The sequence below is a fragment of the Aeribacillus sp. FSL K6-8394 genome (assembly GCF_038008865.1).
GTDB classification, from domain to species: domain Bacteria; phylum Bacillota; class Bacilli; order Bacillales; family Aeribacillaceae; genus Aeribacillus; species Aeribacillus composti.
Genome location: NZ_JBBPAA010000001.1, coordinates 699289 through 725204, shown reverse-complemented (window position 1 = coordinate 725204; position 25916 = coordinate 699289). Strand labels below are relative to the sequence as shown.

Here is a 25916-nt window from a genome sequence, read left to right as displayed (position 1 = left end):
CCTTACAGCTTGGATATCACTTCTCAGCCTAGAAGCATAATAATATAATGGTGTTTTTTGCTGGTTAATTGTTCACAAATCCTATGTAAGGTGGTAGAAGTACTGTAACCAAAACAAAAAGCCATCATGTTATTTTATTAATGATGACTTTTTGTTAAATTTCAATATTTTGATTTTTTATTATATTTTCAGCTTCTTCTTTTATAATTCCAAGAGATAAACACTGCAATAAATTTTCATCAATTAATTCCATTCTTTCATCTGGAATTTTATCATATTTTGTCAGCAATAAACTTTTATGTATTGTCATAATCTGACTTAAATCCACATATCTTTCTATATTTCCTTTGGGAATATATGTGAAAATTGGATGTTCATCATAAATTAACTTTTCATACCAATCTTTAGATTTTTCTGATAATTTAATAGTATTTATTGGAGCAATTAAAATATATTCAAATTCTTCATTTTGATTTATTATATTATTAGTTACAATAATTACTTTTCTTGGCTTAATAGTAACAACAACTTGTTGTTCTCTGGCTCTAGGTCTTCCTTCAATTATTTCTGGAGAAAAATTACCTATTTGATCAACTATTTTTCCTTCTAATGGATTGTTTTTATTAGGAATAAAAAACGAAAGAGGTCTTTTTGTATCTGACGGATAAAGGATGGCAGCTTCAAATTCATAACCTCTTTCAATTTGTTTCCAGTTTTCTTTATTTAAAAAACCAGTCAATTTATTTACCTCCAAATAAATCCCTATAAGTTATTTTTGAAATTCCTCTTGTGTTTTTACTTACTTCATTTGCTTCTTTCCAATCTTTTTTAGATAAATTTAAAAATTTATTTTTTGTGATAATAGGCTTTTTAAGTTTATTCTTATTAGTAGCTGCTAACATTTTTTTATCATCCTCTCGACACATATACTACACCTCCTCAGATGCAGTATATGCAAGTTTTAGCTAAATTATATCATATCTACATATTGAAATGATATTATTTTTATTCATGTATATATTAAAACTAGGTAGACGTTGCGGAAAGAGTGGCAAAACACTTAACTAGAGCTGATCAGACCATAGCAGATCTAGCTAAAAATAAACTCTACTAATTTCTTCATTTTCACCAAAAAATCTAACCCAATCACAATTATGTACATCCAATCACTCTACCATTCATGTTTGTTAACAATAACTCATCCATCCAAACCATATCATCATTTACATTATATTATAGTATGCTTTCATAAACTCTAGTACTTCATTGATTGAATTTACATCTATTGAAACATCTGTTGAGTGTCGTTAAATAGACATTAAATAAATTTTTCAAAATATCACTAAAACCTTTTAATTTTACTAATTTCTTAAAAATAGTACCGAAAAGTACGTTATTATTAATAATCTTTTACTAGAAAAAACTTATATTTTTTGTTCAAATTTCATACTCATGCAAAATCCCTATTATAAGGAAGATGGATGTATCGGCAAATTAGACGATTCTATCATTCTTCCGATTAAAAAAGCAATCAGCCGTTTGTTGGCTGATTGCTTCATGTTTCTCATTCTCGCAAAATATAATTTTAAAAATAAGATCTGGCTCCTAAATATCGATCGTTCCAATATTTTTGGTTTAAATTCGATATTTGCACGCCACTTGATCCGGCATGAATGAAATCCCCATTTCCAAGATAGATTCCCATGTGGGAAGGACCTTCTTTATATGTTGAAAAATATACAAAGTCTCCGACATCTGGTGAACTTACTGGTTTCATCATGTTCCAATAACCGGCTGTACTTAACCGAGAAACGGATGTCACTTTGTTTAATACATAGTAAACAAATCCGCTGCAGTCAAAACCAGATGGCGTATTTCCGCCCCATCTGTACGGAACTCCAACTAATTTTTTGGCTTCTCGAAGCATAACTAAAACTTTGCCGTTTTGAGTAGATGAATCAGAATTCGTTTTTGTACCGGAATTCACTTGACGTGCACTATCAGCTGAAGAGCCTGACAGCTTCAATACTTGGCCGGGGTAAATAACGTCAGATGAAAGGTTATTCGCAGCTTTTAATTGATTGACGGTTAATTTAAATTTCACAGCAATTTTCCATAGAGAGTCGCCTTTTTGGACGGTATATGTATTTTGTGAACTTGCTTTATTTGAAGTTTGTGAGGTTTGTTTGGGCGCCTGCACCTGTTCTTTGGCGCTAACCTTTTCGCTAGATACAGCTTGGCTGGATCCAGATAGTTTTAACACTTGGCCAGGATAAATTAAATCGCTGGTTAATCCGTTCAGCCTTTTTAATTCGCTGACAGACGTTCCGTTGTTTTTGGCAATGCCCCATAACGTATCACCTTTTTTCACTATGTATGTCGAACCAGTTTGTTTAGGAGCCGCCTCTGTTTGATTATTAGCAGTTACTTTCGCTTTCGGAGAAGACGATGCTTCTGAAGGAATATTTAAAACCTGACCTATGTATATTGTATCGCTTGTAAGTCTATTTGCTTCTTTTAACTTTACAACAGTAGTATTATATCTTTGCGAGATTCCCCAAAGAGTATCCCCGGCTTCTACTCGAATCGTTTCAGCGGAAGCGACTCCTGCGAAAACCGAAGATCCAAGAACCGCGGATGTCGTTAATCCCAACACTTTTTTCTTCATACAGCCTTTCCTCCTCATATGAGACATCCTATGTTCGTTTATCGTACAATAAAATTTCTTACTTATTATATCGACAACTTTCTTCATATTTTACTATATTATAAGATAAAATTCATCATTTTTTCAAAAAAGAGGATGATAGACCTGTATTGTAAATATTTTCAAAGCAACCTATTCGATCGTTTATTTTTCATCATCAAATGGGTAAATCCAGAACGTTTCTTTATGAAAAAATTGTTGAAATTGAGGGAGGTCTTTTCCTCCTTCTTCTATTTTTTCTACGATGGAATAAGTTTGCGATCGATGAGCCTTCAATGCCTGTATTTTTATATCTGCAACTTCAGATATATCGATTTCTACATCCGGCTCGCCTATATGTTCAAATCGATCGTTTGAAAAAGCTATGCAATAAACGGTTGGACGCTCCTCCCTTTTCAAGCGTTTCACCGCACGAATAACCGCCTCGCCACAAGCGTTGTGATCTGGATGAACAGCATAACCAGGATAAAATGTGACAAGAAGGGTCGGTTTGACTTCCCGGATGATCTGTTCAAAGTGGTCTGCCAATTTTTCTTCATCTTCAAATTCCAATGTTTTATCCCGATAGCCGAGCATTCGTAAATCGTTTATATTTAAAATTTTTGCGACCTGCTCCAATTCTTTTTTTCGAATATCTTTTAATGTCTCCCTATTGGCGATTAAAGGCTTTCCCATGCTGCGGCCCATTTCGCCTAAAGTGCAGCAAGCATACGTGACAGGTACGTTTGCTTTCCGTTTTAAAGCGATCAGTCCTGCTGCTCCGAACGATTCATCGTCGGGATGAGGCAGGATCACTAATAACCTCTCTTCCATTTATTCCTCTCTCCTTTTTAAGTAAATGGAGTTTCACTAATTTGTAATGCAATGGCAAGCTTTCCATCTCGATCGTGGCCGGCCATGAGCAGGCGATTTTGTTCATCAACGGTATAATCGGTAAGACCTTCAGCATACACCCAGCCTTCCTCTGTTTTTAATCCGACACGGTATGGTCCTGTTCCTTTTATTTTACCTTGTGAAAATGTAATTTTTGCATTTCGGACAAACGCGACAATAGTCATGCTGTTTTGATTGTGGTGTGAAGTATAAGCACCGGTTGTCGTTTCAAGATGAATATACACCTCTTTATGTAAAAAAGAATCAATGATTTTTTGAACCCTTATCGGATCAATCGGTTTCAAAGCTTCCACCTTCTTTATTTTGTTAAGATTTTCTCATACATCTCCATATGCTTGCTGATTAATTCAAGCTTCTCTTCCGGTGAAATGTCGGCTGCTATAATGCGTTTCTGCGCATCTAGTAATTTTTTATCTGGACTTTTTCTTACTCTAGGGTGAGTCATTTCATCGAGGAGTTCTTTTTTAATCGCCTCTTCCAACGTTTTTTTCTCATCTGACCCTACTGAAAGAGTTCGGTTTGACCAAAGTTTTCTGTATGCATGAAGAAGTTCGTTATCATTCACATTTATTCACCTCGAGGAACCTGCTTGCATGAGGTTACTTTGAGAGTCTAGTCTTCCATATTGTTTTGAAAGAAGGTTCACTCATTGTAAAAATGATGATGCCTGTCCAAATGCAAACAAAGGTGATCAATTCTACAACAGTAAACGGCTCGTGGTAAAGAAAAACGCCGAGAAAAAAAGTGATCGTTGGCGCAATATATTGCAAGACTCCGAGAAAATACATCGGAATTTTAGGCGTACCTTTCGCAAACAACAATAAAGGGATCGCTGTAATGACGCCTGTTCCCATTAGAAGAAAGTTGGTCGATGCATCCCATTCAAAAAAAACACTGCTTCCTAACGATTCTAAGTATAGCACATAAATGATTCCTATTGGAAACACAACAAACGTTTCAAGCGCCAGACCAAAAGCAGAATCTAATTTTATCACTTTTTTAGCCAGTCCATAAAACCCGAATGTACTCGCAAGAATAAGCGATGTCCACGGGACATGGCCATAATGGACAGTTGATATGAGCACTCCGAAAGCCGCAAACAAAAACGCGATCTGCTGCCCTTTGTTAAGTTTTTCATGCAAAAAGATCATTCCTAATAGTACACTCACCAATGGATTTATGTAATAACCAAGACTTGTTTCAAGCACACGGTCATGATTCACCGCCCAAATATAAACAAACCAATTGGCGCTGATTAAGAAGGATGAAAGAGCCAACGTTAACAAAATCTTGGGTGATTTAACGATTTTTGTGCACTCATATAAAAAATCAGCAAATCGTTTTTGGAACAAAAGCAACAGCAACACAAAAACAAAAGACCATATGATTCGATGAGCCAAAATTTCCTCAGATGACACATGGTCTAATACTTTCCAATAAATAGGGAATATCCCCCATAAAATATAAGATAGACTAATATACATGATTCCTGATCTCATGCTAGATCATCTTCCTTCCCATATCACACATTATATTCTGTTTCGATCGCTTTTTCCAAGAAATTGTTTTGAACGATCTTTCCGCAGCAGTCATATATTACAATGTAACAATTAGGGTCGAAGAGGGATGTGTGAGCAATGAATCTTTGGAAAAACATGAATGCCGGACATGTTGAACAATATATTCAGGAAGTAATGAAGCAAGCGTTTGGTTCACACTATACGGAGCAATTCCCATTCACCAGTCCTTTTCCTATTATGAATCATAAAGAAGCTCCTCCTTCACCTGAATTTTATGAGACAGATGAATTTATCTATATTAAACTTCCGATGAATGATGATTTAAAAAAAATGATAAAAATCCAACATAACCAACACCATTTGCATCTTATGAATTATCCGGAAAAAAATCAACAAAAAAAATTTGTATTTCCTGCACCTGTGAAAAGAAAAGGGACAAAAGCCGTATTTTCTGACGGAATTCTTGAAATTAAATTCGTGAAATTAAAAGATCATCATTATACGGAAATTGATCTTTTCCCATCTGAGTAAAATGAGGCCGGTTTTGTTAACCAGCCTCCACTCATCCAATTTTTGTATGGATAAACTCCGCACTGCCAAAAGGGATCTTCAACATATTCCTGAAACTGAAGATGAAATGCGACAAATCCGATTCCGCATTTTACTTTAATCCCTTTTCTTAACACCAATTCAAAAATATCGAAGCGAACGTTCGCCGCATTATATGAAAGCTCAACAAAAATGAAATGAAAATGGCAGAACGATAGGGAGGTCTATGATTATTAAATTTTTTAAAATGAAATGAAAAGTGGAGAAGGCAGGCAAGAATTTAAAAGCAAAATATTTGTCACTTGCCCTTTTTTATTTGCGATCACTTTACATATATTTGGATGCCTTAGTTGTATTAGCAATCATTCCCTCTTTCTTCATCGTATAGAAAAAATCAGTTAAGTAAAGATTTTGCAACAGGACTTTACCTAAATAAAGTCCTTTCAATGCCAACAATATGCTTGAACAAATCTGAAAATAAAGAAGGCGGCCGGAAGACCAAGCCGCTGCTGTCAATTTTATTCCATCTTCGATTTCAATACTTCAATTGCTTTTTTCATTTGGGTATCATTTTTTTCAATTTTTTCTCTTACTAAATCCATCAGTTTGATTGTCGTATCTTGTGAGATTTTCCCCGTTTGTTTTAATTGATGGTCTCTTTGGAAAGCAACAACAGTATTTTTTAATGCTTTATCAAAATATCCATCCACATCTGTTTTATAGCCTAAAGCTTGAAGCATTTTTTCAGCTGTTTTCACTTCTGTTGAAACGTCGCCTTCCTGCAACGTTTTTTCCGGATTTAAATATGGTAAATGAGCATATTCAGGCAAAGTCACTTTATATTGAGGTTCTATTCCTTTTTCGTGAATCCATTTGCCTGAAGGTGTCAGCCATTTGGCAGTCGTATATTTCATCGACGAACCGTCTTCAAACGTTTTAGCGCTTTGAACGGTTCCTTTTCCGAACGTTTTTTCTCCTACAATCGGAATTCCCTCCGATTCGTTCAAAGCCGCGGCCATAATTTCGGCTGCGCTGGCTGTTCCATTATCTGTGATGACTACGACCGGTACATCAACGATTGGTTGATTTTCCGCTTTATAAATATCCTTTGATCCGTCTTTTGCTTCAACTTGCAAAATCTTTTTGCCTTTGTCTACAAACATATTTGACATCGTTATGGCTTGGTCCATCAATCCCCCAGGATTTTGTCTTAAATCGAGGACAATTCCTTTTACTTTTTTCTCCTTCAGCTCTGTCAATGCATCTGCCAATTCTTTTCCAGTGTTCTCGGAAAATTTTGTGATTTGTATTTTTCCAATTTTATTTTCTACTACTTCACTATAAACTGTTTCAATCGGAATCGTATCTCTTGTAATCGTAAAGGTCAGCGTGCCGACGCCATCCCGTTCAATTTCAAGGCTTACTTTCGTTCCTTTTTCGCCACGAATAAGAGATACCGCTTCATTCACAGACATTCCTTCAACACTTTTATTGTCAACTTTTAAAATTTTATCTCTCGGCTTCAACCCTGCTTTCTCGGCAGGCGAGCCTTTTATCGGTGAGACGATCATGATATAGCCGTTCGTCTCTGTTACTTCTGCACCGATTCCTTCAAAGCTTGAAGATATATTTTCTTCAAATCCTTCTGATTCTTTCAAATCCATATATGACGTATACGGGTCGTCGAGAGATTCTACCATCCCTTTGACAGCACCTTCTACCAATTTTTCATCATCTATTTTTTTATAATATTCTTGCTTTAACGTATCATATGCTGAATAAAGCTTCTCAAAACTATCATTTTCTTTTTCAGATGCTGACGTAAAGTTGAGTAATGTGAGCGTAAAACCGCAAGTTATGATGACCGTCAGTACAATTGCGATGAAAAAATTTCGTTTTTTAATATACAACACAACTCCCCCTTTAATCCATCCATTTCATTATGTCCGACAATTACAATATCGTCAAACGATCTATGTGTTTCTGTCGGCAAAGAAATGGCAAGTCAAAACGTTAAATCAACGCTCTTTCATCCTTCATCTCTTGTTTATGAAAAAATCAATCCCGCTTCAGCGGGAGAGCTTCGGTTAAATTTTCTTTACTTTTTGGAAATATTCTTCAAGTGTTAAATTATTTTCATATATGACTTTTGCAGCTTTCTTTCCAACATAGCGAATATGCCAAGGCTCATACTTATATTTTGTGATCGCTTCTTTCCCTTTCGGATAGCGGATAATATAGCCAAATTTATGGGCGTTTTGTTGAAGCCATTTTCCTTCCTTCGTTTCCCCAAATTTTTCAGTAATTTGAAAATCTACACTTTCACTCGTCACATCAATAGATAACCCTGTCTGATGCTCACTTTGACCAGGTTTTGCTACTGCTTGAACTGCTTTTTGCTCCCCTTTATGTTTTTTTTCTGCTTCAAACAGCTCAACCTGCCGATCGTACGAACGAAAGCCTGAGGCTCCGAAAAGAATCACGCCGTCTTTTTTCGCAGCTAGAAAAAGCTGTTCAAGTGCCGCAGCTGCTTCCTTGCGCAAATAACGCTTTGGAACATCCGCGTCCCCGAATGAAAACTGTATGTTTGGCACTGTCAAATCATTTGGTTTATAGTCGACAGGAAGGAAAAAATCTTTATTGACAAGAACTAAAATATTGTCAGGATTTTGAATAACGGGTTGACCGTTAACCGTTTGTACGACATTAAAATATTGCTCCTCAAGCAAAAATTCCGGATCAATTTGTTCTGTTTGGACGGTTTTTTCCGTTGTTTGGACGAGTTCTTTGTTTTCTACTGTTTTTGCTTGCGGTTCATTCTCTTCAACATAGTCGCTTCCATGAAAAAAGGGAAGCTTATCAAATGGCATTGAGCATCCGGCAAGCATCAAAGCTGCAAGAATCGTGACTTGAATGATTTTATGCATAAAAATTCCCACCTTGTATAATCTCTCACTCCTATTTTAACACTTGTCCAAACAGAAGAAAAACGGTTCCTACATTATAACTTATCATAATGTTCAATAAAAGAAAGGAGCAGATGACGATCTTTCAAAAAGTGAACTACTCGTCATTGAAATGACGAGCTTCCTGTTCTACGCAACGAACTGTTGTCCGTTAAACGTATACACAGTCGGCGTGTCCAACACCACTACTGATTGAGATAAAGCCTTAATCTCTTTCAGATACTTTTTGCTGATATTGATAGCACCATTCACATCCGCATTGATGGTTGTATGACAGTCGTTACATACATATAACCCTCGATGAATCCGATTACTCGGCTTTGCGTTTTCTTCACAAGGGAACATTTGGCATACTGAACATGCTTGAGAGGTGTATTCTTCGGTTAATAAACGAACATCTATTCCTTGCTCCTGCGCTTTATACCGTATCATTTGAATGATTTTCGCATACGGAAAACCATGCAATTTTTGATTCGTTTTCTTGTTGAATTTCGCTTGTTCTCGTATACCTGTAATGTCACCAATCACAATCGTTTCGACTCCTTGTTGCAGAGCAATATCAATCACTTTTCTTGTCATACAATGCAACATGTGATGCACTTGTTTTCTTTTCTTTTGATAAAGTTGTAACACACGTCTGGAAGGTTTCGGGTATTGTATTCCTTTAGCACATTGTTGAGCGAAACCAATCGCTTGAAAATGGGCGATTTGTTTATGAAAGTAGCGTTCAACGGATAGCCATTGCCTTCCTGAAATGATGTGTGCTTTTCCTTGATAATCATAACAAGTCATCGCATTGGCAATCCCTAAGTCAATCGATAAAAATTTCGTGCTATTCTTTTGTTTCAATGGTACATCTTTGTATTCTTGAATCAGATAAATCGTATATTCTTTTCGACTGATGGGTTTCACTTCCATCAGTTTTATCTTTTCGATTTCGATATGTTTCGGAATCGGGATATAAAGATAACTTTCTTCCAATCCATACGTTTCTTTTAAAAAGGCTTTTTGAGCCTTTGGAATGGGTAAACGAATTTTGGTATTGTTCTCCACCAATTTGAAACTGTTATTTAGAAAACGGACATTAAAGTTTTGATGTTTGAATCGTGGTGGTTGTGGATTATCTATTCCATTGCTTTCCTTTAGTTTGAAAAAAGACACCCACGCTTCTTGCAAGACTTTTAAGACCTCTTGTGCTGATTGAGCAGGTAATTGTTTATACCAAAAATGTGTTTTTAATCGTTTTTTCTGTTCATACCAATTCGGGAACGGTACACCTTGTTCTTTCGACCAATTCCGTTTTTCATAGTTCCCCACATTCCATAACTTACGACTGGCATAACACAAGTGATATAAGATGATTTGATTGGTTCGATTCGCTTTATAGGTGAAATACGATACCTTTTTCATTTAGTCACCACCTTTCTTTTGGTTAGCAATATAGCGTTTTATGACATCCTCACTAATAGAGCCAACGGTTTCAATATAATAACTAGAGTTCCATAATACTCCTTTCCATAATTTTTGTTTGATTTCAGGAAATTGCAGAAAAATTTTTCTCCCTGAAATCCCTTTTAACATTTTGACAATATAAGAAGGTGCTATTTTTGGATGAGCTGATACAAATACATGAATATGATCTTGTTCACCCACCTCTACCATCTGCAACAGAAAACCTTTTTCTTCTGCAATCTCTTTAAAAATTTTCTTGAGATATAACTCAACCTCTTGTGTCAAAACCTTCTTTCGATATTTCACAGACCATACAATATGATAATTAACATTATAAACACAAGTTCTTGCGTGAATTAAATTTGTTTTCTTCATACATATAGTATATCAAAAATATACAAAAAAACCAATTATTTCAATCTTTAATAAACCACATATAGTCTTTATAAAATATAAAAAAAGCGATTCATCTCCCCTTTAAAAAGGGGAGGATTCTCGCTTGTCTATCCTAAGCCGTTCCCTTCATTTTTTGTGAACATGTTTTTAAAAATAAAAAGCGGCATGATGCCGCACATGCCGTGTTATTCCTGTATAGCAGCTTCAAGAGCGATTTCAACCATTTCGTTAAAGGTCGATTCCCTTTCGGCAGCAGATGTTTCTTCCCCAGTCAGGACATGGTCGCTGACCGTTAAAACAGATAATGCTCTTCTGCCGAATTTCGCAGCAAGTGTATAAAGAGCAGCCGTTTCCATTTCAATTGCCAAAATTCCGTATTCAGCCCATTTTTCGTGCTCCGCTTGATCATTATAGAATAAATCCGTCGTGAACACGCTTCCGACTTTGACGTCGATTCCTTTTGATACTGCAGCATCATAAGCTTTTTTCAACAAATCAAAATTAGCGGTAGGCGCATAATCAACAGAGCCAAACGTTATGCGGTTCATTTGGGAATTCGTTGATGCGCTCATAGCTAAAATGCAGTCTCTGATGTGGACGTCTTTTTGAATGGAACCGCAGGAGCCAACGCGAATAAGCGTTTGCACATCGTACTCTTGCATGAGTTCATGAATGTAAATCGAAATCGATGGAACCCCCATTCCTGTTCCTTGGACAGAGATGCGCTTTCCTTTGTAAGTTCCGGTAAAACCGTACATTCCTCGAACTTTGTTGTAGCATACAGTATTTTCTAAAAAAGTTTCCGCAATATATTTGGCCCGAAGGGGATCACCGGGAAGCAATATTTTGTCAGCAATCTCGTCTTTTTTCGCACCAATATGAATGCTCATGTTATCAAGCCCCTTCATTTAAAATAATTGAAGTAATATTATCATAACATAGCAGATTTTTCATGAGAATCCGTGCAGCATATTTTGCATCCTCCAATCACCGGACGTGAATGCGGTGAATTTTTTTCCACCCGCCGGTCACTAATTTATAATACTTTGTTCCATTTTTTCCTTCATCAATAAAAACAATGTCTCCTGTCCAAATATAACGTCCGTTATAATCCGGAGGGATCGCTTCCGAAATATTAAATTTCCGAAAAATTTTTTTGAGCACTTCCTGATGATTTTTTGCACGGACAGTTAAGCGGTATACGGGTCGATACCCTTTTTTCTCCCCGATGTTTGGTGTTTGAAAGATGGTCACATCATAATCGGTCGATGGATTAGACAATTTAAGAAGATTCAGTGCCAACCTTGTCCCCTCCAAATACAATTTTCCAAACTTATTTGCTGTCAATGGAGGGAATTCCTGCTGCGAATGTCAACTACTTTTGTCGAACCTTTTCTGATATTGTCAAGATAAACATAAGCCAGCATAATCCAACCGCAAATCCCGCCAAAACATCTGTTAAATAGTGAACTCCCAAATAAATTCTGCTTAATCCAATCAACAGACATAAAATACTGGAAACGGCAAAAACGACCCGCTTTCCTGTTTTTATGCGGGTGCTGATTAAATAAGCGATCAAACCGTAGACAGCTGTTGAATTCATCGTATGACCGCTTGGAAAACTGTAGCCGGAAATATCGGTCAGTCGATCAAAATCAGGGCGCTCTCTTTTCACTATTTCTTTTATCATTTCATTCATCCAACGAACTCCGTATAAATTTATGTAAAGAATAATGAACGTGATCCATTTTTTTCGAAATATATAATAAATACTTATGAAAATAGTGACAGGGAGAAGAATATGATATGAACCAATTTCTGTGAAAAAGAACATAATGGAAGTAAATGGATCATTTCGAACCCCATCGATTGATTGAACAATTGTATCGTCAACATGGCGAACTGTCTCATTTTTAATCGCAAAGGAACTCGTTATCAAATAAAAAAGCAGGATGAAAAATATATATGTTTTATTCATCTAAGGCAGCGAAGATATGCCACTTTTTAGCGAAAGTGGGAAAGGTAATCGCTTTTTCCTCCCTTCGTTTCGTTGTATTTCTTAGTATAGTAAAAAATAGGAAAAACGCAAATCGTTTAAAACGTCTTATTCTTATTATCGCTGATATTCGAAACAATTTTTGCTGAAACCTATGATAGAATGATAGTTGGGGAGGTGGTGGAAAACAGTGGATAAAAAATACATCCATTCATACTATTAAATTTGTTGATCAATTCGATCGTGTTGGGGATGTTTGCTTATGACAATTACAGCGAACATAATATAGGTTATAGCATCACTTTTACAGTCTTATGTATATTTTTTGTTTTCTTAACTATTTATGGGTTCATGAACAATAGTAAAATTAACCGAGCAAAGCAATAAAAGAATGATGCTTCTTTTTGATGTTAAATAGTAGTGATGGCCGCCTTTTAATAAGGTGGAGGAGAATTTCCTTTGCGTGCTGCTGGTATTTTCTTATTCAAGTTAAGAAGTTTACTGTTGCCGCGCATTGATAAATCCGTTCATTCATCTTTTCAAGAGAGTGTGTGAACTGGATACATTTCCTTCCGTCTTTATATACATAGAGAGCTTTGATTTTTAAGTTCTTCATCGCCATAAATTTTTGATAGCTGGCTTCTATTTCTGAGCAGCAAAAGCAGAGGGGTGACGATATGTGCTGCCCAACACCCCTTCCATTTTCGCAGCCTTAATGCGCCCTCTTCCTCCCATTTTGGGTTGGTCCGATTTTATCGCGGCCACAATAAATTTAGCTAGTTAAAAATGCCGCGTAATTTGACTGCACAGCTACTTTGACAGCTTTTCTAAACGGAATAGTCTTCTCCGTTGTCGCTAATATGAGAGCTTTGTTATACACCGACTTACGCCATAACCGACTGATTCTATTCCCCGTCGGATTTTATGACAACAGCCTTTTAAATTGGACATGATTGAAAAATTTTCATACAAAAAAACTAGGCTCTCCTTGTTTATCAGCTATATTGGCGAATGATATTGATAAGCTTGCTATCAAGATTCGGCACGTCCTGCCTGCTTACACGAACTCGAACGTAGCTTTCATCCAAATCTAGCGCTTCGGCGAGAAACCCGGAAAGTCCTCTTGCTCTTCGATCAATTTCCATAATCATTTCAATATCGTGTTCGCCTATCGAATAGAAAACAATTTCAAGCTCCTTTAAACGGCCTCTAAATGGACCGGAAGTCGGATAAAATTCAAACTCTTGAATGAACGGTAGCCTTTTTCTTAAACGATATGGCGCTGCTTCATTTTCAACTTGAAGGAGCTTAAATCCGATTCGGTTTATACTGTTTAATACTTCCTTCATTAAGCCGCCGGGAACAACGTCGATATAGTCCGTATCTTTCGGATCGATCGCTCCTTTAATATCCAATCCGGTATGAATCCATACTTTGGATGCTCCGATAGTAATTGGAGTATCAAGCGGAAGCTGAAATGAAAACGGAATTTCTTTCGTTTCATTCGGCAGTATGACGAAAGGTTTATTGATTTGTATTTTAGCGATTTCTGCTTGCCTCTTCTCTCTACGATCATCTACTTCTTTTATATAATGCGTAAGAACGGACAAGTAAATTTCGTCAATTTTTTGTTCAACGTTTCCTCCATTAATGACAACAATGCCTTTCACCTCTTCGCCGGGATAGAACGTTGAGGAGGTAAGCTTCGTATCTACTTTTGCCGCTCCAATCCCAATGCCCGCGAAAATTTTATTAAATAGAGACATTTATTCTCCCCCTATTTCGGAATTTTTCTGAATATCCTCTAGAATCTCCTCTGCTGATCTGTATGAACCATCCATTCCAAACAGCTTTTTTATAATATTCTTTGATTCTACGGAAATATCTAGCTCCTCTTCCCAACTTTTTTCTTTTTTTCCCTTTTGATCAAATGATGAATAAAGCAAAAACAATACGAAATGCCCCAGCGCATAAAAATCCGTCAGAAAGCTAATTTTACACATCCTTTGCTTTTCCGGCTCCCATTTATGAAAACTCTCCTCTTCTTCATCTGTAATCAAACGGGACAAGCCAAAATCAATGATGGAAATACTGTCGTTGTAAAGAAGAATGTTCGGTATTCTTAAATCACGGTGGACAACGTTTTGATCATGTATATACTGGACAACTTCGAGAATTTTTGTTAAATAATGAAAAGCATCTTTTTCGGAATATTTTTTTCCAAATTGAAAGATTAATTGCTCAAATGTTAGCCCTTCTTTGTATTCCATGACAAGATATTGATGGCTACCATCATTGATTTCAGCGTATAAAGCTGGAACGGCAGGATGACTTAATTTTTGCAATATTTCCCTTTCTTTTTGAAAAGGCCGTTCACCCATTGTTTTTCTTCGCTTTCGGAGCTGCTTCAAAACGACTTTTTGATGTGTGGACAAATCTTCTGCAAGATACGTGATTCCGTAGCTCCCTACTCCTAAAAATTTTTGGACTACGTATCGTTCGATAACAGATCCTGGTTTATGTAGCCGCTCACCCCAAAGCGGAAACGGCTTCCAAAACTTTTTCCATACTTCCATCATCAGCTGCTATACGAACCGGAAAAGAATCCAAACCGAGAGCGATGTTTTCTTTTATAATAATGATGGCCGTAAGAAGTTGGATCATGTTTGTATTTTGACTTAGGATAATGCTTTTTGTGGTAGTGGCTGCTGCTGGAATAATGGTAAGGGCGATGGCCTAAAAACGATTTGATGAATTTTCTCAACATACACCTTTTCCCTCCTTCTTGTATTACTTGTTTTTACGAAAAAAATCTGCATTGGTTTCAGTTTAAAAAATTTTTTGAATAAAAAGATTGGAAGACCTGGTAATCTTCCATTCCTCTATTTCTATTACTTGTCATCCATTGCAGTTTTTTCATTAGAAAATTTTTCAAAAAAAAGATCATGGTAAGCGGCTCATTTTTTTCAAATATTGAATGACAACGTCCATCATTTCCTTATATTTTTTATCCCCAAATAAATCGTAAAGACCTTTGTAATCATTATACAGATCAAGGAGGGAATCAATGATCTCCTGCTGCATAGGCTTTGTTTTCTTTTCGTTTTTTTGGCTGTTCATCGGAGCAGAAGCATTTTTCTGTGCGTCCATCCCAGCAATATGTTGGATAATATGAATATTTTGCAAATGTTGATCTGCTTCTTTTTTTGAAACGGCCAGCTTTAATTCATCCGCAGATGATTCCATCCATTCCCCGTCGCGCACCCGCACTAATTCATAAATCACTTCCTCCCACGCATCGTCTTTATATCTCCACAATTCCGTCCGGTACCCGACAATTTTGAAAATTTCATCACCATAGCCTTTCACATAAACAAGGTCGCCAATTCCAAACATCAGTTCCACTTCAACCGTTTCTGACTCAAACACAGTCCCATCATATTCTGATAAAAACTGTAATGAATGTTCAAAATATAAAATTTCACTGTAATTGATTTCATATAAAAACTCTTCGTCCATCGTATGGATGTTTGTAATCGTCCCCAAAGTACCGTACAAAGTAATAACGACTTGATCGCCAATATTGAACTTCGGTTTTTTTCTTTTCAGTATGAAGGCACCCCCTTTAATGCCATCACTCTTTCGATTATCACATTATATGCATCATCAACTTGTTTGAGTTGGGCGGACTATTTTGAAGGCTCAGTCAATGTTTTTGTTCAATCAATTGAACATATTTTTCCCAAGCTTCATCAAAAACAGACATGTTTTCCAAATATGATCCATTTAATTCCAAGTAATTGCTGAGTTCATCATAATCAGTTGAATTTTTCGGAAAGCTGTGGTCAAGATAAGCATCGTTTGCAAACTTGCTGATTTTGTCCTTCGGTTTAGGATGTCTGAACGTCATCAAATAATGATAAAAAGAACTCATATTTCCACCTTCCTAAAAAATTTGCTTGTTTCATTATAACGTTTTGATAAATTTTCGAAAATAAAAAAACCGCCTTTTTATGGAGCGGTTTTAAAGAGAAAAATGCTCTTTCTTCAGCTGCAGCTGGAAAAAGATTTTTTATTGTTTTATAGAATGGACCATATTTATTCTCCACTGATTAAAAAACAACGATCCATTATGCCAAGACACCGTTTCCTTATTGAACGGTTTCTGGAAGCGGATTTAAGTCAATCTCAAAGCCTAAATCTTTTAACATTTCGTGATCTTTTGACATTTCCTGTCCTTCAGTTGTTAAATAGTCTCCGATAAAAATAGAATTAGCCGCATATAACCCAAAAGGCTGCAGCGAGCGCAAGTTTACTTCCCTTCCTCCGGAAATGCGTATTTCTTTTGTCGGCAGCATGTAGCGGAATAAGGCAAGCACCTTTAAACAATATCGAGGATTAAGATTATTTTCTCCTTGCAACGGAGTTCCTTCAATAGGATGAAGAAAATTAACCGGAATAGAATCTGCGTCGATCTTCTTTAAAGCAGCAGCCATTTCAATAACATCTTGTTTCGATTCACCCATCCCGATAATCACACCGGAGCAAGGAGAAATCCCTGCACGTTTGACTTTGTCAACTGTGTTTACGCGATCTTCATATGTATGACTAGTGACTATATGTTCATGATATCTTTCTGATGTGTTCAAGTTATGATTGTATCGATTGACACCAGCTTCCTTCAATCGTTCCGCCTGTTCGTCTTTTAAAATTCCTAAACATGCGCAAACCGTCAAGTTGTATGTATCTTTTATTTCGCGTACAGATTCGCATATTTTTTCTACCTCATGGTTTGTAGGACCTCTTCCGCTTGCAACGATGCAGAAAGTTCCAGCTTTCAACTCTTGTGCCCGTTTGGCCCCCTCTAAAATGGCTTCTTTTGAAAGCAGCGGGTATTTGTTGATCGGAGCCGTTGATACGGAAGATTGGGAACAGTAGGAACAGTTTTCAGGACAATATCCTGATTTTACATTCATGATCATATTTAACTTCACTTTATTCCCGTAAAATGCTTTTCGAATCTTGTAAGCACCATGCAGAAGAAGCAGCAATTCTTCATCAGGACAGTCCAAAATTGCAGCAGCTTCCTCATAAGTTATTTTATGTCCAAATAGTACGTTTTCGGCTAATTCAACCCAATCGATTCTCATTTCGTAATCCCCCTTTTCTGTAATACTTAAATGGTAAAAAAAGAAAGGATATATGTCAACTATTTTTTGAATTAAGTTTACATAAAATGCAGATAAAAATCCTGCCCGAACAGGCAGGATTTTTTTATTTTACATAAGCGCAGCCGACAATGATCAAAAGTATAAATAATACTACGATCAAAACGAATGAAGATCCGCCGCCATATCCAGCACCATGTACCGGATAACCGTATCCATGTCCACAATGGTGAAAATCGTGATGGTGAAAATGCATTTGCCCCACTCCTCATTTTTTAATCTAGGTTTCAGTTTACATTATGTTTTTTTGGACTTTCAGGTATGTGCACATGCCTATTTTTCCAAATTCTTTGGAACAAACGCCCTGCAGTTGGAAATTGGAAACACCAGTTGTGCAAGCGGGCAGATGATATCGTCCTATAAGAAACATGAGGTGGAACTTCATCTGCGACCGCATTGTGATTGTCTTAAAAAATCAATTTTACAAATTTTAGATTATTTGAGATTACTATAGACATGGCAGCGGTCAACGAAAGAAAAGGAGTGGGCAAATTCGTCTTTTTCCGACATAAGCTGCTACTATTAGTTCAGAGTCATCTGACCAGTTATGGTTGTACAAGTTTAAAAATATCTTTTTTTCCAAAAAATATAAGCTGTTAAGCTTGACATGAGCAATGAAATGGCAATGGGAATAAAAAACGCAAAATGATGATTTTGAAACGGTATCGGCACATTCATTCCATACACGCTCGCTACTAATGTCGGAATAGAGATGACGATCGTAATTGCCGTCAAAAATTTTATGACAATATTGACATTGTTGGAAATGACTGATGCAAATGCGTCCATCATTCCGCTTAAAATACTTAAATATACCTCTGTCATTTCAATTGCTTGTTTGTTTTCGATAATGACATCTTGCAAAAGATCTTGATCTTCCTTATACATTTTCAAGTAATTTAATCGCAGCAGCCTTTCCATGACAATATTATTGGATTTCAGCGATGTCGTAAAATAAACTAAGCTTTTTTCCAGACTGAGCAATGAAAAAAATTCTTTATTTTTCATCGATTGATGAAGCTCTTTTTCTACTTCGCTCGTTTTGCGATTAATTTGTTTCAGATATCGCAAATAATAAGTTGAAGTTAAATATAAAATTTGAAAAGCAAAACGCGTTTTCATAAACGTATAAAAACCTTTAACTTTGTTTCTGGCAAACTGTTCAAAGATTGGGTTTCCTTGCAAACATACTGTAATAAAACAACTGTCAGTAATGATCATTCCGATCGGGATCGTTTCATAAAACGTTTGCCCGATGTCATCTACCGTGATAACCGGAATGTCAACAATAATCAACACATTGTGGTCCTCTTTTTCAATCCGGGATCTTTCCTCATCATCCAGTGCATCTTTAAAAAAGTCTATTGGAATTTGCAGCCGTTCTGACACGAAATGAACTTCTTCCTCAGTCGGTGCCACCATGTTGATCCAACAACCGTTTTGAATATCTTCAATTTCCTTCAATTGGCCGTTCGCGCTTGACATATAAATGTTCAGCATGCTTTAACCTCCTTTGCTAGAGGCAGTCTGCACGCGCAAGAGTGTCATCGCTTACGAACAGCGCCTCTTTCCGCATACATACTGCCTTACCTATCTCGGGTCCGTCCGGATCTAAAAAAGAACCGCTATTCATAAACGATTTTCACCTTCCTTCATCCATAAAAATTCAACCTAATATATGATACCAATTTTGTTTTACGATGTATATAGGTTTTAACGGAATTTTACATAAATTTGAACATTTAATAAAAAAAGGGCACATGTTTTTGTGCCCATTCGTTTACATATAATCTTTACTCTGTTTGATCGACTTCAAACAGTTTTTTATATTCACCATAGCCTTCTTGTTCGAGCTGATCTTTCGGGATAAAGCGAAGCGCAGCCGAGTTAATGCAGTAGCGAAGGCCTGTCGGTTCTGGACCGTCAGGGAAAACATGTCCAAGGTGCGAATCCGCCGTTTTGCTTCTAACCTCTGTACGGATCATGCCGTAAGATGTATCTAATTTTTCGACGATCTCATGCTGATGAAGCGGTTTTGTAAAACTTGGCCATCCGCAGCCTGAATCAAATTTATCGAGCGAGCTGAAAAGCGGTTTTCCCGAGACGATGTCGACATAAATCCCTTCTTCTTTATGATCCCAATATTCATTTTGAAATGGAGGCTCCGTCCCGTTGTTTTGCGTCACCTCATATTGCATCGGAGTCAATCGTTTCTTCAGCTCTTCTTTATCCCAGTCGCTCCAATGCTTGCGTATAAATTCATCCCGTCCAGACGCTTGACGATACCGTTTGTAGTGAAAAGGATTTTTTTTGTAGTAATCTTGATGATAGTCTTCGGCTGGGTAAAAAGGTTTTGCCGGCAATATTTCGGTCGCAATCGGTTTTTCAAAACGTCCGCTTTTTTCTAAAAGCTCTTTCGATTGTTCCGCGAGCTCGCGCTGTTCCTCCGAATGATAAAAAATAGCCGTTTTGTAAGATTCTCCCCTGTCATAAAATTGTCCGCCCGGATCAGTCGGATCAATTTGCTGCCAAAATATATCCAGAAGCTTTTTATATGGAAACACGTTCGGATCAAAGGTAATTTGCACGGCTTCCACATGACCCGTCGTGTGCGAGCACACTTCTTCATATGTCGGATTTTCCTTATGTCCTCCCGTATATCCGGAAACAACCTTAATAATTCCCGGAAGCTCATCAAAAGGCTGGACCATGCACCAGAAGCAGCCACCCGCAAAAGTAGCCAATTCATATTTTTCATTGCTCATCATTTTTCCCTCCCTTTAGCTAATTTTCCTGCCTGCTCATTCTCATCGCAAAAGTAAAGATCAACTTGTTCTTCCTACAATACATTATAAAACGATTAAAAAGAACAAAACAATTGATTTGCAACTCAAGCATAGCGAAGTGCAAAAACTAGTATATTCGTTCCATTAAGAATTTTTCCTTTTTTGCTCCATGTTATCACGAAATGGCCATAACGCTGCCATCATGAAGGCTAAAAGCAAAACGATGGAAGCTAAAACGTATGGAAAATCGACGTCGATATCAAACAAAATTCCTGCAATCGCAGGACCGACAATGTTTCCTAAACTTGTATAAGTAGAGTTCATGCCGGCAATAAACCCTTGTTCATCTCCTGCCATATTGGATAATAGAGTGGTGACAGCTGGTCGAAGAAGATCGCATGCTAAAAATACAGCAAACGTTACAGCCATAATGAAAAAGTAGCCGTCAACTAAGGTTGACAGAAAAATAAAGACGGAAGCGCCTAATAAACAAATTTCAATCAACCTTTTCTCGCCAAGATACTTCACTAGCTTGTCAAAGAAAACGATTTGGGCGATGAGTCCAAAAATCGTTCCTGTTGTTATGACGATGGAAATATCTTTCGGCGAAAAACCGAATTTTTTATCGACAAACAAACCGAACATCGTTTCATATGCGGAAAGACCAAATGCTAAAACAAACACGATCAATAGCGGTACAACATACGGAGGTTTGATCGATTTGCTTAATTCGCTGAAAAATTGAAGACGAGTTTGTTTTTCATCTAATTGTTGAATGTTATCATTTGGAAGCGGTTCTTTTAAAAGGAGAATGGAAAAAACGGCTGCGACAAGCGCAATAAATGCCGCAAGAAAAAACGGCACCCGAATGCCGAATTCTGCTGCAAATCCTCCGATGCCGGGCCCGATAATAAAACCTGCGTTAATGCTGGCAGACAAATATCCAAGCGCTTTCGGCCTGTCCTCTAAAGTGGTGATATCTGTAATAAACGCAGTAACAGCGGGCATAATACATGCCGCGCTGATTCCGCCAATTATTCTTGAAATCAAAAGCAAGAAGAACGCAGAACCTATTGCAAATAAAAATTCGGATACAGCAAACAAAACTAAACCGATGACAATCATAATCTTTCTGCCAAAACGGTCAGTAAAAATCCCCGTGACCGGCGAGGAAAACAACTGGGCAGTTGAAAATGCTGCTATGAGATATCCCATATAAACGCCCGATAAATTTAGTTCATTCATATAAGCGGGCAAAACCGGAACAACGAGTCCGATTCCTAAAAAAGCGATAAAAACATTGCAAAGCAGTAATATAAGGGAGATATTTTGTTTATTTGAACGTAACATGATAACTTCACCTGCATATCTTTGACTTTAAATTTTTATGTATCAAGAATCAACTACGATGTAAAATTTTTACTTTTACAAGAAAGAAAGAAGGCGATCCATCAAAGGACGTTTTTCATCCTTCTGGATCCCCTTTCTATCTCGCTTTTCTTTAACTTTTATGCTCGCGCAAATGAAGTACATATACAGCAATGCTTAAAAACAAGGCGCAGTAACCGACATTTATGTAAACTTTGTCTAAATTGTAATCTAAGTTTCCAGCAAGGTATTGTTTATATGCCATACCGCCAAAATAAACAGCAAGGAGGAACATGACGATGCTAGCAATTAAATATATTTTTTTCAAATACATCACCCCTACACCAAATTCCCTTGCTTTTCTTTTTCTATAAAAATGTTTCATCTCTAACAATTTATTTTCTCTTATCTTCACCTCTCCGTCAAGAATTCGCCAGAAAGAATTTTCGCCATTATGTTTCATATTCCGCTATAATATTTTAGGAAAGGAGATCTGAAATATGGCATTACCTGATGATTTTTGCCGGAAAATGAAACAATTGTTAAAAAATGAAGCAGATGATTTTTTTTCTGCTTTGCGGGATGAACCGATCAAGGGGCTGCGCTTCAATCGTCTAAAAATAGAAAAAGAAACGTTCATTCGGAAAATACCTTTTTCTCTTTCTTCAGTTCCCTTTTGTGAAGACGGATTTTATTACGATGAAAAACAAGACGAGCCCGGAAAACACCCTTTTCATGCAGCTGGGCTCTATTATATACAAGAACCGAGTGCTATGGTTCCTGCTGAAGTGCTTCAGGCAAAACCCGGAGAAAAAATATTAGATTTGTGCGCTGCGCCAGGAGGAAAATCGACGCAAATTGCCGCAGCGATGGAAAATGAAGGAATTCTTATCTCAAATGAAATTCATTTCAAACGAGCGAAAGCACTATCGGAAAATATTGAACGTTTCGGAATTCAAAACGCTATTGTGATAAATGAACGGCCCGAAAAACTGGTTCAACACTTTCCGAATTATTTCGACAAAATTTTAGTTGATGCCCCGTGCTCTGGAGAGGGAATGTTTCGAAAAGATGATAACGCCATCGAATTTTGGAGCGAGGATCTTGTTGAAAAATGCTCGTACACGCAAAAAAAGCTGTTATCTTTAGCGTCTCAAATGTTAAAACCCGGCGGAACTCTCGTCTATTCCACCTGCACGTTTTCTCCTGAAGAAAATGAACAGGTTATTGAGGCATTTGTAAGCATGCATCCAGAAATGTCTCTTGTTGAAATTCCTAAACGTGAAGGTTTTGATCGAGGAAGAGTGGAATGGACAAAAACGAATTTTGAAGAAATTTCAAAATGCATCCGCCTTTGGCCGCATAAAATCAAAGGTGAAGGGCATTTCGTTGCGAAATTAATCAAAAATGGCGAAAACAATACGAGAAGCAGCGTTTCATATTTAAAATCAAATGTCAAAAAACAGCAATTAGCTGAGTTTCAGCAATTCGAACATTCTTTTTTAAAGAAAAGAATAACCGGGGCATTTTTCTTGAAAAAACAACAGCTGTATGTATTACCTGAAAAATGCCCAGATATTACTTCGTTGAACGTTTTGCGGGCGGGTCTCCATCTTGGAGAAATCAAAAAGAAACGATTTGAACCGAATCATCATCTTGCCCTGTCACTCACACCAAATGATGTGAAATACAGTTATTCCTTCTCAACGAACGAAAAAGATTGGCAAGCTTATTTAACGGGAGAAACGATTTCATCTCCATTGGGTGTAGACAGGGGATGGATATTAATGACAATAGACGGCGAATCGATCGGTTGGGGAAAAGAAACGAAAGGAACCATTAAAAACTTTTATCCAAAAGGTCTTCGTGTTCAATTTTGACAAAACAAAAGCGGGTTTTGATACCCGCTTACTTATTTGAGAGGGAGCGGAACATACAAATTTGCTGAAATTACCCCTTCCTCCAAATCAATTTTTTCAGCTTGAATTTTAGACCCGTTTTCCAATGCCAGCTGATCAAGAAAGACTACAATCTGGCGATTTTTTGCATCAATCTGCACTTCTTTTGGAAAGTGGTATTGGGAATCAATATATTTCAACACATAAGAAACCGGAACGGAAAGTCTCCCAACCGATAAGCTTTTCACCTTTAAAATGACGTTTCCCTGCTGTACACTCGGTTCAAAAGACATGACCATGTCCAAATCCCGGCCGAAAGCGAGAAGGCTGCCGTACAGTTTAATATCATCCGTAATTTCAACCCAGTATGTGAGAGGCTGATGAACGGCTTCCTTTTTTAAATAATCATTGATGACCTTAGTTACTGTCTGTTTATCTGTTTCCACTTTAAAGACAGCAAAATCTTTACTACCTTCCGCTTCCTTTTTCAGAGGTGGCTTTTCCCCAGGCATAAGCAGAAGACCAGAGGAGATGAGAATAATCAAAAAATTGGAAAACAGCAAGATAAAAAATGCAAGCTTCCATTTATTCATTTACTTCAATCCTTTTTTGTTCCATTTTCCAATGTTTCCATAACCCTTGCCGCAATCAATACATATCCGTTCTCGTTCGGATGGAATTCATCTGTATATAAGAGGTTTTTGTCCTCTCCTTCTTGAAAAATATCCTGAATTGAAACGAATACCGCACGTCCATCTCCGAGCAAAATTTGTTTCGTCCGCTCGTTCCATTCCGAAATAATCATATCAATTTCCGGAAATTCTGCCAATTTCCACGCAAACGGATTATAAAGCCCAATAAACGCAATGACTGACTGTTCATTTGTCGACCGGATCTTGTTCATAATGTCTCTTAAACGTTGTTCATAAAGAAGGCGTTCTTCTTGAAAAAGTTCAACTGTTAATTCAAAAATATTTTCCCGCACGACTTTCATTAAATCATTTGCACCAATCGTCATGATAATGAGATCGGCATCTTCCAATTCCTTTTTTACTTGATCTTCATCAAGCTTTTTTAACAAATTTTCCGTTGAATGCCCCATCGCTGCAAAATTGACTGTTGAAACAGATGAAATGTCTTCCTTTTTTTCTAATTCATCTGAAACGAGACCAACATAGCCTTCTTTTGTTCGGTCGCCCACTCCTTTTGTCAGGGAGTCGCCAAGTGCAACAATTTTGATATCTCCTTGCAATTGAAAAGAGCTGGACCTACTTTCATTCCCCGCGACAGCGATTTCAGTTTCAATCGGTTTGCTCTCTTCCTCTTCCGCCTTCGCTTGATTTGAAGGAGAAGCAGTGGATTTTTGGACACATCCGGTTAATAAGAAAAAAGTCATAATAAGAAGAGAAAATTTTTTCGACAGCATTCCTATCACCTTGTGACGATCTCTTTCTTTTTATTATATCATACGAAAAAAAGTTTAAAATTGACCCAAAGGCATCATGTACAGAGGGTCCTTTCCCCCTGCTGTCAGACGCTTTAGGCCAACTTTAAACTTTATTGAACAGCTTTTATATCGTTGATGATTTCGTCATACGGCGTATTTTCAACACCGTTGTAGCTTTTTAAAACAACTCCGTTTTGATCCACTAAATAAAAGCTCGTTCCATGAATGACCTGATCATCGCTTTCCGGTTTTTGAACGATCGTTTTAAAACTGTTTTTTGCAAAGTTTTCAATTGTCTCTTGGCTGTATCCGGTTAAAAAATGCCAGTTGTCAAGAGAATCGGAAAATTGATTTGCAAATTGTTTCAGTTTCTCTGGTGTATCTACTTCCGGATCAACGCTGAATGATACAAATTCGACTTCAACACCTTCTTTTTCCGCTTTTTCCTGCAATTGAGCCATATGGGCTGTCATCGGCGGACAAACGGTTTCACAGCTTGTAAAAACAAAATCAGCTACCCAAACCTTCCCTTTTAAATCTGCTAAAGCAAAGGGCTGTCCGTTTTGATCCGTAAATTCAAAATTTTCCACTTTATAATTCAACGGATCTTTTATTTTATTTCCGCTGCAAGCCGTTAAAAAGATCAATAACAGAAAACAGGAAATGAACATTTTCTTCTTCATCGATCATTCACCTTTCACCTATTCTC

At 37.1% G+C, this 25916-nt stretch carries 30 protein-coding genes; 2 read left to right on the top strand and 28 right to left on the bottom strand.

Annotation, left to right across the window (positions count from 1 at the left end; translation table 11 throughout):
* Positions 1–154: 154 nt before the first annotated feature.
* The 7 genes from NSR00_RS03350 to rarD form a co-directional block, all read right to left on the bottom strand.
* A complete protein-coding gene (locus NSR00_RS03350) occupies positions 155–739 on the bottom strand; it encodes a type II toxin-antitoxin system PemK/MazF family toxin (RefSeq protein ID WP_340786982.1) in 585 nt (194 codons plus the stop codon).
* A 1-nt stretch (position 740) separates the two neighbouring features.
* The gene (locus NSR00_RS03345) at positions 741–926 is read right to left on the bottom strand and encodes a hypothetical protein (RefSeq protein ID WP_094245675.1); all 186 of its coding nucleotides are present in this window, start codon (positions 924–926) and stop codon (positions 741–743) included.
* A gap of 659 nt (positions 927–1585) precedes the next feature.
* Positions 1586–2668 (bottom strand): C40 family peptidase, encoded by a 1083-nt coding sequence (locus NSR00_RS03340; protein WP_340786979.1) that lies wholly within the window; start codon positions 2666–2668, stop codon positions 1586–1588.
* 183 nt (positions 2669–2851) lie between these two features.
* The gene (gene bshB2, locus NSR00_RS03335) at positions 2852–3520 is read right to left on the bottom strand and encodes a bacillithiol biosynthesis deacetylase BshB2 (RefSeq protein WP_063389702.1); all 669 of its coding nucleotides are present in this window, start codon (positions 3518–3520) and stop codon (positions 2852–2854) included.
* Positions 3521–3537: 17 nt separating this feature from the next.
* Positions 3538–3885: a YojF family protein gene (locus tag NSR00_RS03330; RefSeq protein ID WP_311067244.1), complete on the bottom strand. Its 348-nt coding sequence runs from the start codon at positions 3883–3885 to the stop codon at positions 3538–3540.
* 14 nt (positions 3886–3899) lie between these two features.
* Positions 3900–4166 (bottom strand): hypothetical protein, encoded by a 267-nt coding sequence (locus NSR00_RS03325; protein WP_340786976.1) that lies wholly within the window; start codon positions 4164–4166, stop codon positions 3900–3902.
* A gap of 34 nt (positions 4167–4200) precedes the next feature.
* Entirely contained in the window at positions 4201–5100 is a 900-nt protein-coding gene (rarD, locus tag NSR00_RS03320; protein ID WP_340786973.1) for an EamA family transporter RarD, read from the bottom strand.
* Between the two features lie 138 nt (positions 5101–5238).
* Between rarD and NSR00_RS03315 the strand changes: the two genes are divergently transcribed.
* Positions 5239–5652, top strand: coding sequence for an Hsp20/alpha crystallin family protein (locus tag NSR00_RS03315; RefSeq protein ID WP_063389698.1), 414 nt, complete (start codon positions 5239–5241; stop codon positions 5650–5652).
* 536 nt (positions 5653–6188) lie between these two features.
* On the opposite strand, the gene NSR00_RS03310 is transcribed toward NSR00_RS03315, so the two are convergent.
* From NSR00_RS03310 to ypmT, 18 genes are all read right to left on the bottom strand, one after another.
* On the bottom strand, positions 6189–7574 hold the full coding sequence (locus tag NSR00_RS03310; RefSeq protein ID WP_445659573.1) for a S41 family peptidase: 1386 nt from the start codon (positions 7572–7574) through the stop codon (positions 6189–6191).
* 183 nt (positions 7575–7757) lie between these two features.
* Entirely contained in the window at positions 7758–8597 is an 840-nt protein-coding gene (locus NSR00_RS03305; RefSeq protein ID WP_340786970.1) for a M15 family metallopeptidase, read from the bottom strand.
* A gap of 168 nt (positions 8598–8765) precedes the next feature.
* The gene (locus tag NSR00_RS03300) at positions 8766–10046 is read right to left on the bottom strand and encodes an RNA-guided endonuclease InsQ/TnpB family protein (protein WP_340786889.1); all 1281 of its coding nucleotides are present in this window, start codon (positions 10044–10046) and stop codon (positions 8766–8768) included.
* Entirely contained in the window at positions 10047–10463 is a 417-nt protein-coding gene (gene tnpA / locus NSR00_RS03295) for an IS200/IS605 family transposase (protein WP_094246129.1), read from the bottom strand.
* Between the two features lie 206 nt (positions 10464–10669).
* Complete coding sequence (deoD, locus tag NSR00_RS03290) at positions 10670–11374, bottom strand: purine-nucleoside phosphorylase (RefSeq protein ID WP_130157585.1); 705 nt, start codon at positions 11372–11374, stop codon at positions 10670–10672.
* 97 nt (positions 11375–11471) lie between these two features.
* Entirely contained in the window at positions 11472–11780 is a 309-nt protein-coding gene (locus NSR00_RS03285) for a YodL domain-containing protein (RefSeq protein ID WP_063389740.1), read from the bottom strand.
* Positions 11781–11859: 79 nt separating this feature from the next.
* Entirely contained in the window at positions 11860–12462 is a 603-nt protein-coding gene (locus NSR00_RS03280) for a phosphatase PAP2 family protein (protein ID WP_340786966.1), read from the bottom strand.
* A 1013-nt stretch (positions 12463–13475) separates the two neighbouring features.
* The gene (locus NSR00_RS03275; RefSeq protein ID WP_063389692.1) at positions 13476–14246 is read right to left on the bottom strand and encodes a sporulation protein; all 771 of its coding nucleotides are present in this window, start codon (positions 14244–14246) and stop codon (positions 13476–13478) included.
* On the bottom strand, positions 14247–15056 hold the full coding sequence (locus NSR00_RS03270; protein WP_340786963.1) for a serine/threonine protein kinase: 810 nt from the start codon (positions 15054–15056) through the stop codon (positions 14247–14249).
* A gap of 2 nt (positions 15057–15058) precedes the next feature.
* Positions 15059–15247 (bottom strand): hypothetical protein, encoded by a 189-nt coding sequence (locus NSR00_RS03265; RefSeq protein WP_340786960.1) that lies wholly within the window; start codon positions 15245–15247, stop codon positions 15059–15061.
* Between the two features lie 176 nt (positions 15248–15423).
* Complete coding sequence (locus NSR00_RS03260; protein WP_261308781.1) at positions 15424–16038, bottom strand: hypothetical protein; 615 nt, start codon at positions 16036–16038, stop codon at positions 15424–15426.
* Positions 16039–16186: 148 nt separating this feature from the next.
* Positions 16187–16414, bottom strand: a complete 228-nt coding sequence (locus NSR00_RS03255; protein WP_063389688.1) for a YozE family protein — start codon at positions 16412–16414, stop codon at positions 16187–16189.
* A 217-nt stretch (positions 16415–16631) separates the two neighbouring features.
* On the bottom strand, positions 16632–17630 hold the full coding sequence (bioB, locus tag NSR00_RS03250) for a biotin synthase BioB (RefSeq protein ID WP_117016921.1): 999 nt from the start codon (positions 17628–17630) through the stop codon (positions 16632–16634).
* A gap of 124 nt (positions 17631–17754) precedes the next feature.
* Positions 17755–17904: a YjcZ family sporulation protein gene (locus NSR00_RS03245; protein ID WP_340786954.1), complete on the bottom strand. Its 150-nt coding sequence runs from the start codon at positions 17902–17904 to the stop codon at positions 17755–17757.
* Between the two features lie 365 nt (positions 17905–18269).
* Complete coding sequence (locus NSR00_RS03240) at positions 18270–19208, bottom strand: magnesium transporter CorA family protein (protein ID WP_340786950.1); 939 nt, start codon at positions 19206–19208, stop codon at positions 18270–18272.
* A 293-nt stretch (positions 19209–19501) separates the two neighbouring features.
* Positions 19502–20473, bottom strand: a complete 972-nt coding sequence (msrB, locus tag NSR00_RS03235) for a peptide-methionine (R)-S-oxide reductase MsrB (protein WP_066250282.1) — start codon at positions 20471–20473, stop codon at positions 19502–19504.
* Between the two features lie 165 nt (positions 20474–20638).
* Positions 20639–21844 (bottom strand): MFS transporter, encoded by a 1206-nt coding sequence (locus tag NSR00_RS03230; protein WP_066250280.1) that lies wholly within the window; start codon positions 21842–21844, stop codon positions 20639–20641.
* A 151-nt stretch (positions 21845–21995) separates the two neighbouring features.
* Positions 21996–22190, bottom strand: coding sequence for a protein YpmT (ypmT, locus tag NSR00_RS03225; protein ID WP_063389739.1), 195 nt, complete (start codon positions 22188–22190; stop codon positions 21996–21998).
* A gap of 172 nt (positions 22191–22362) precedes the next feature.
* Here ypmT and NSR00_RS03220 point away from each other — a divergent pair, with 172 nt between their 5' ends.
* On the top strand, positions 22363–23742 hold the full coding sequence (locus NSR00_RS03220; protein WP_340786946.1) for an RsmF rRNA methyltransferase first C-terminal domain-containing protein: 1380 nt from the start codon (positions 22363–22365) through the stop codon (positions 23740–23742).
* A gap of 32 nt (positions 23743–23774) precedes the next feature.
* Here the strand turns inward: NSR00_RS03220 and NSR00_RS03215 are convergent, their stop codons facing one another.
* The 3 genes from NSR00_RS03215 to NSR00_RS03205 form a co-directional block, all read right to left on the bottom strand.
* The gene (locus tag NSR00_RS03215) at positions 23775–24353 is read right to left on the bottom strand and encodes a YpmS family protein (RefSeq protein ID WP_066250274.1); all 579 of its coding nucleotides are present in this window, start codon (positions 24351–24353) and stop codon (positions 23775–23777) included.
* Positions 24354–24358: 5 nt separating this feature from the next.
* Positions 24359–25186, bottom strand: a complete 828-nt coding sequence (locus NSR00_RS03210) for an SGNH/GDSL hydrolase family protein (protein ID WP_340786944.1) — start codon at positions 25184–25186, stop codon at positions 24359–24361.
* A gap of 131 nt (positions 25187–25317) precedes the next feature.
* Positions 25318–25890, bottom strand: a complete 573-nt coding sequence (locus NSR00_RS03205; RefSeq protein WP_094245660.1) for an SCO family protein — start codon at positions 25888–25890, stop codon at positions 25318–25320.
* Between the last annotated feature and the right edge of the window lie 26 nt (positions 25891–25916).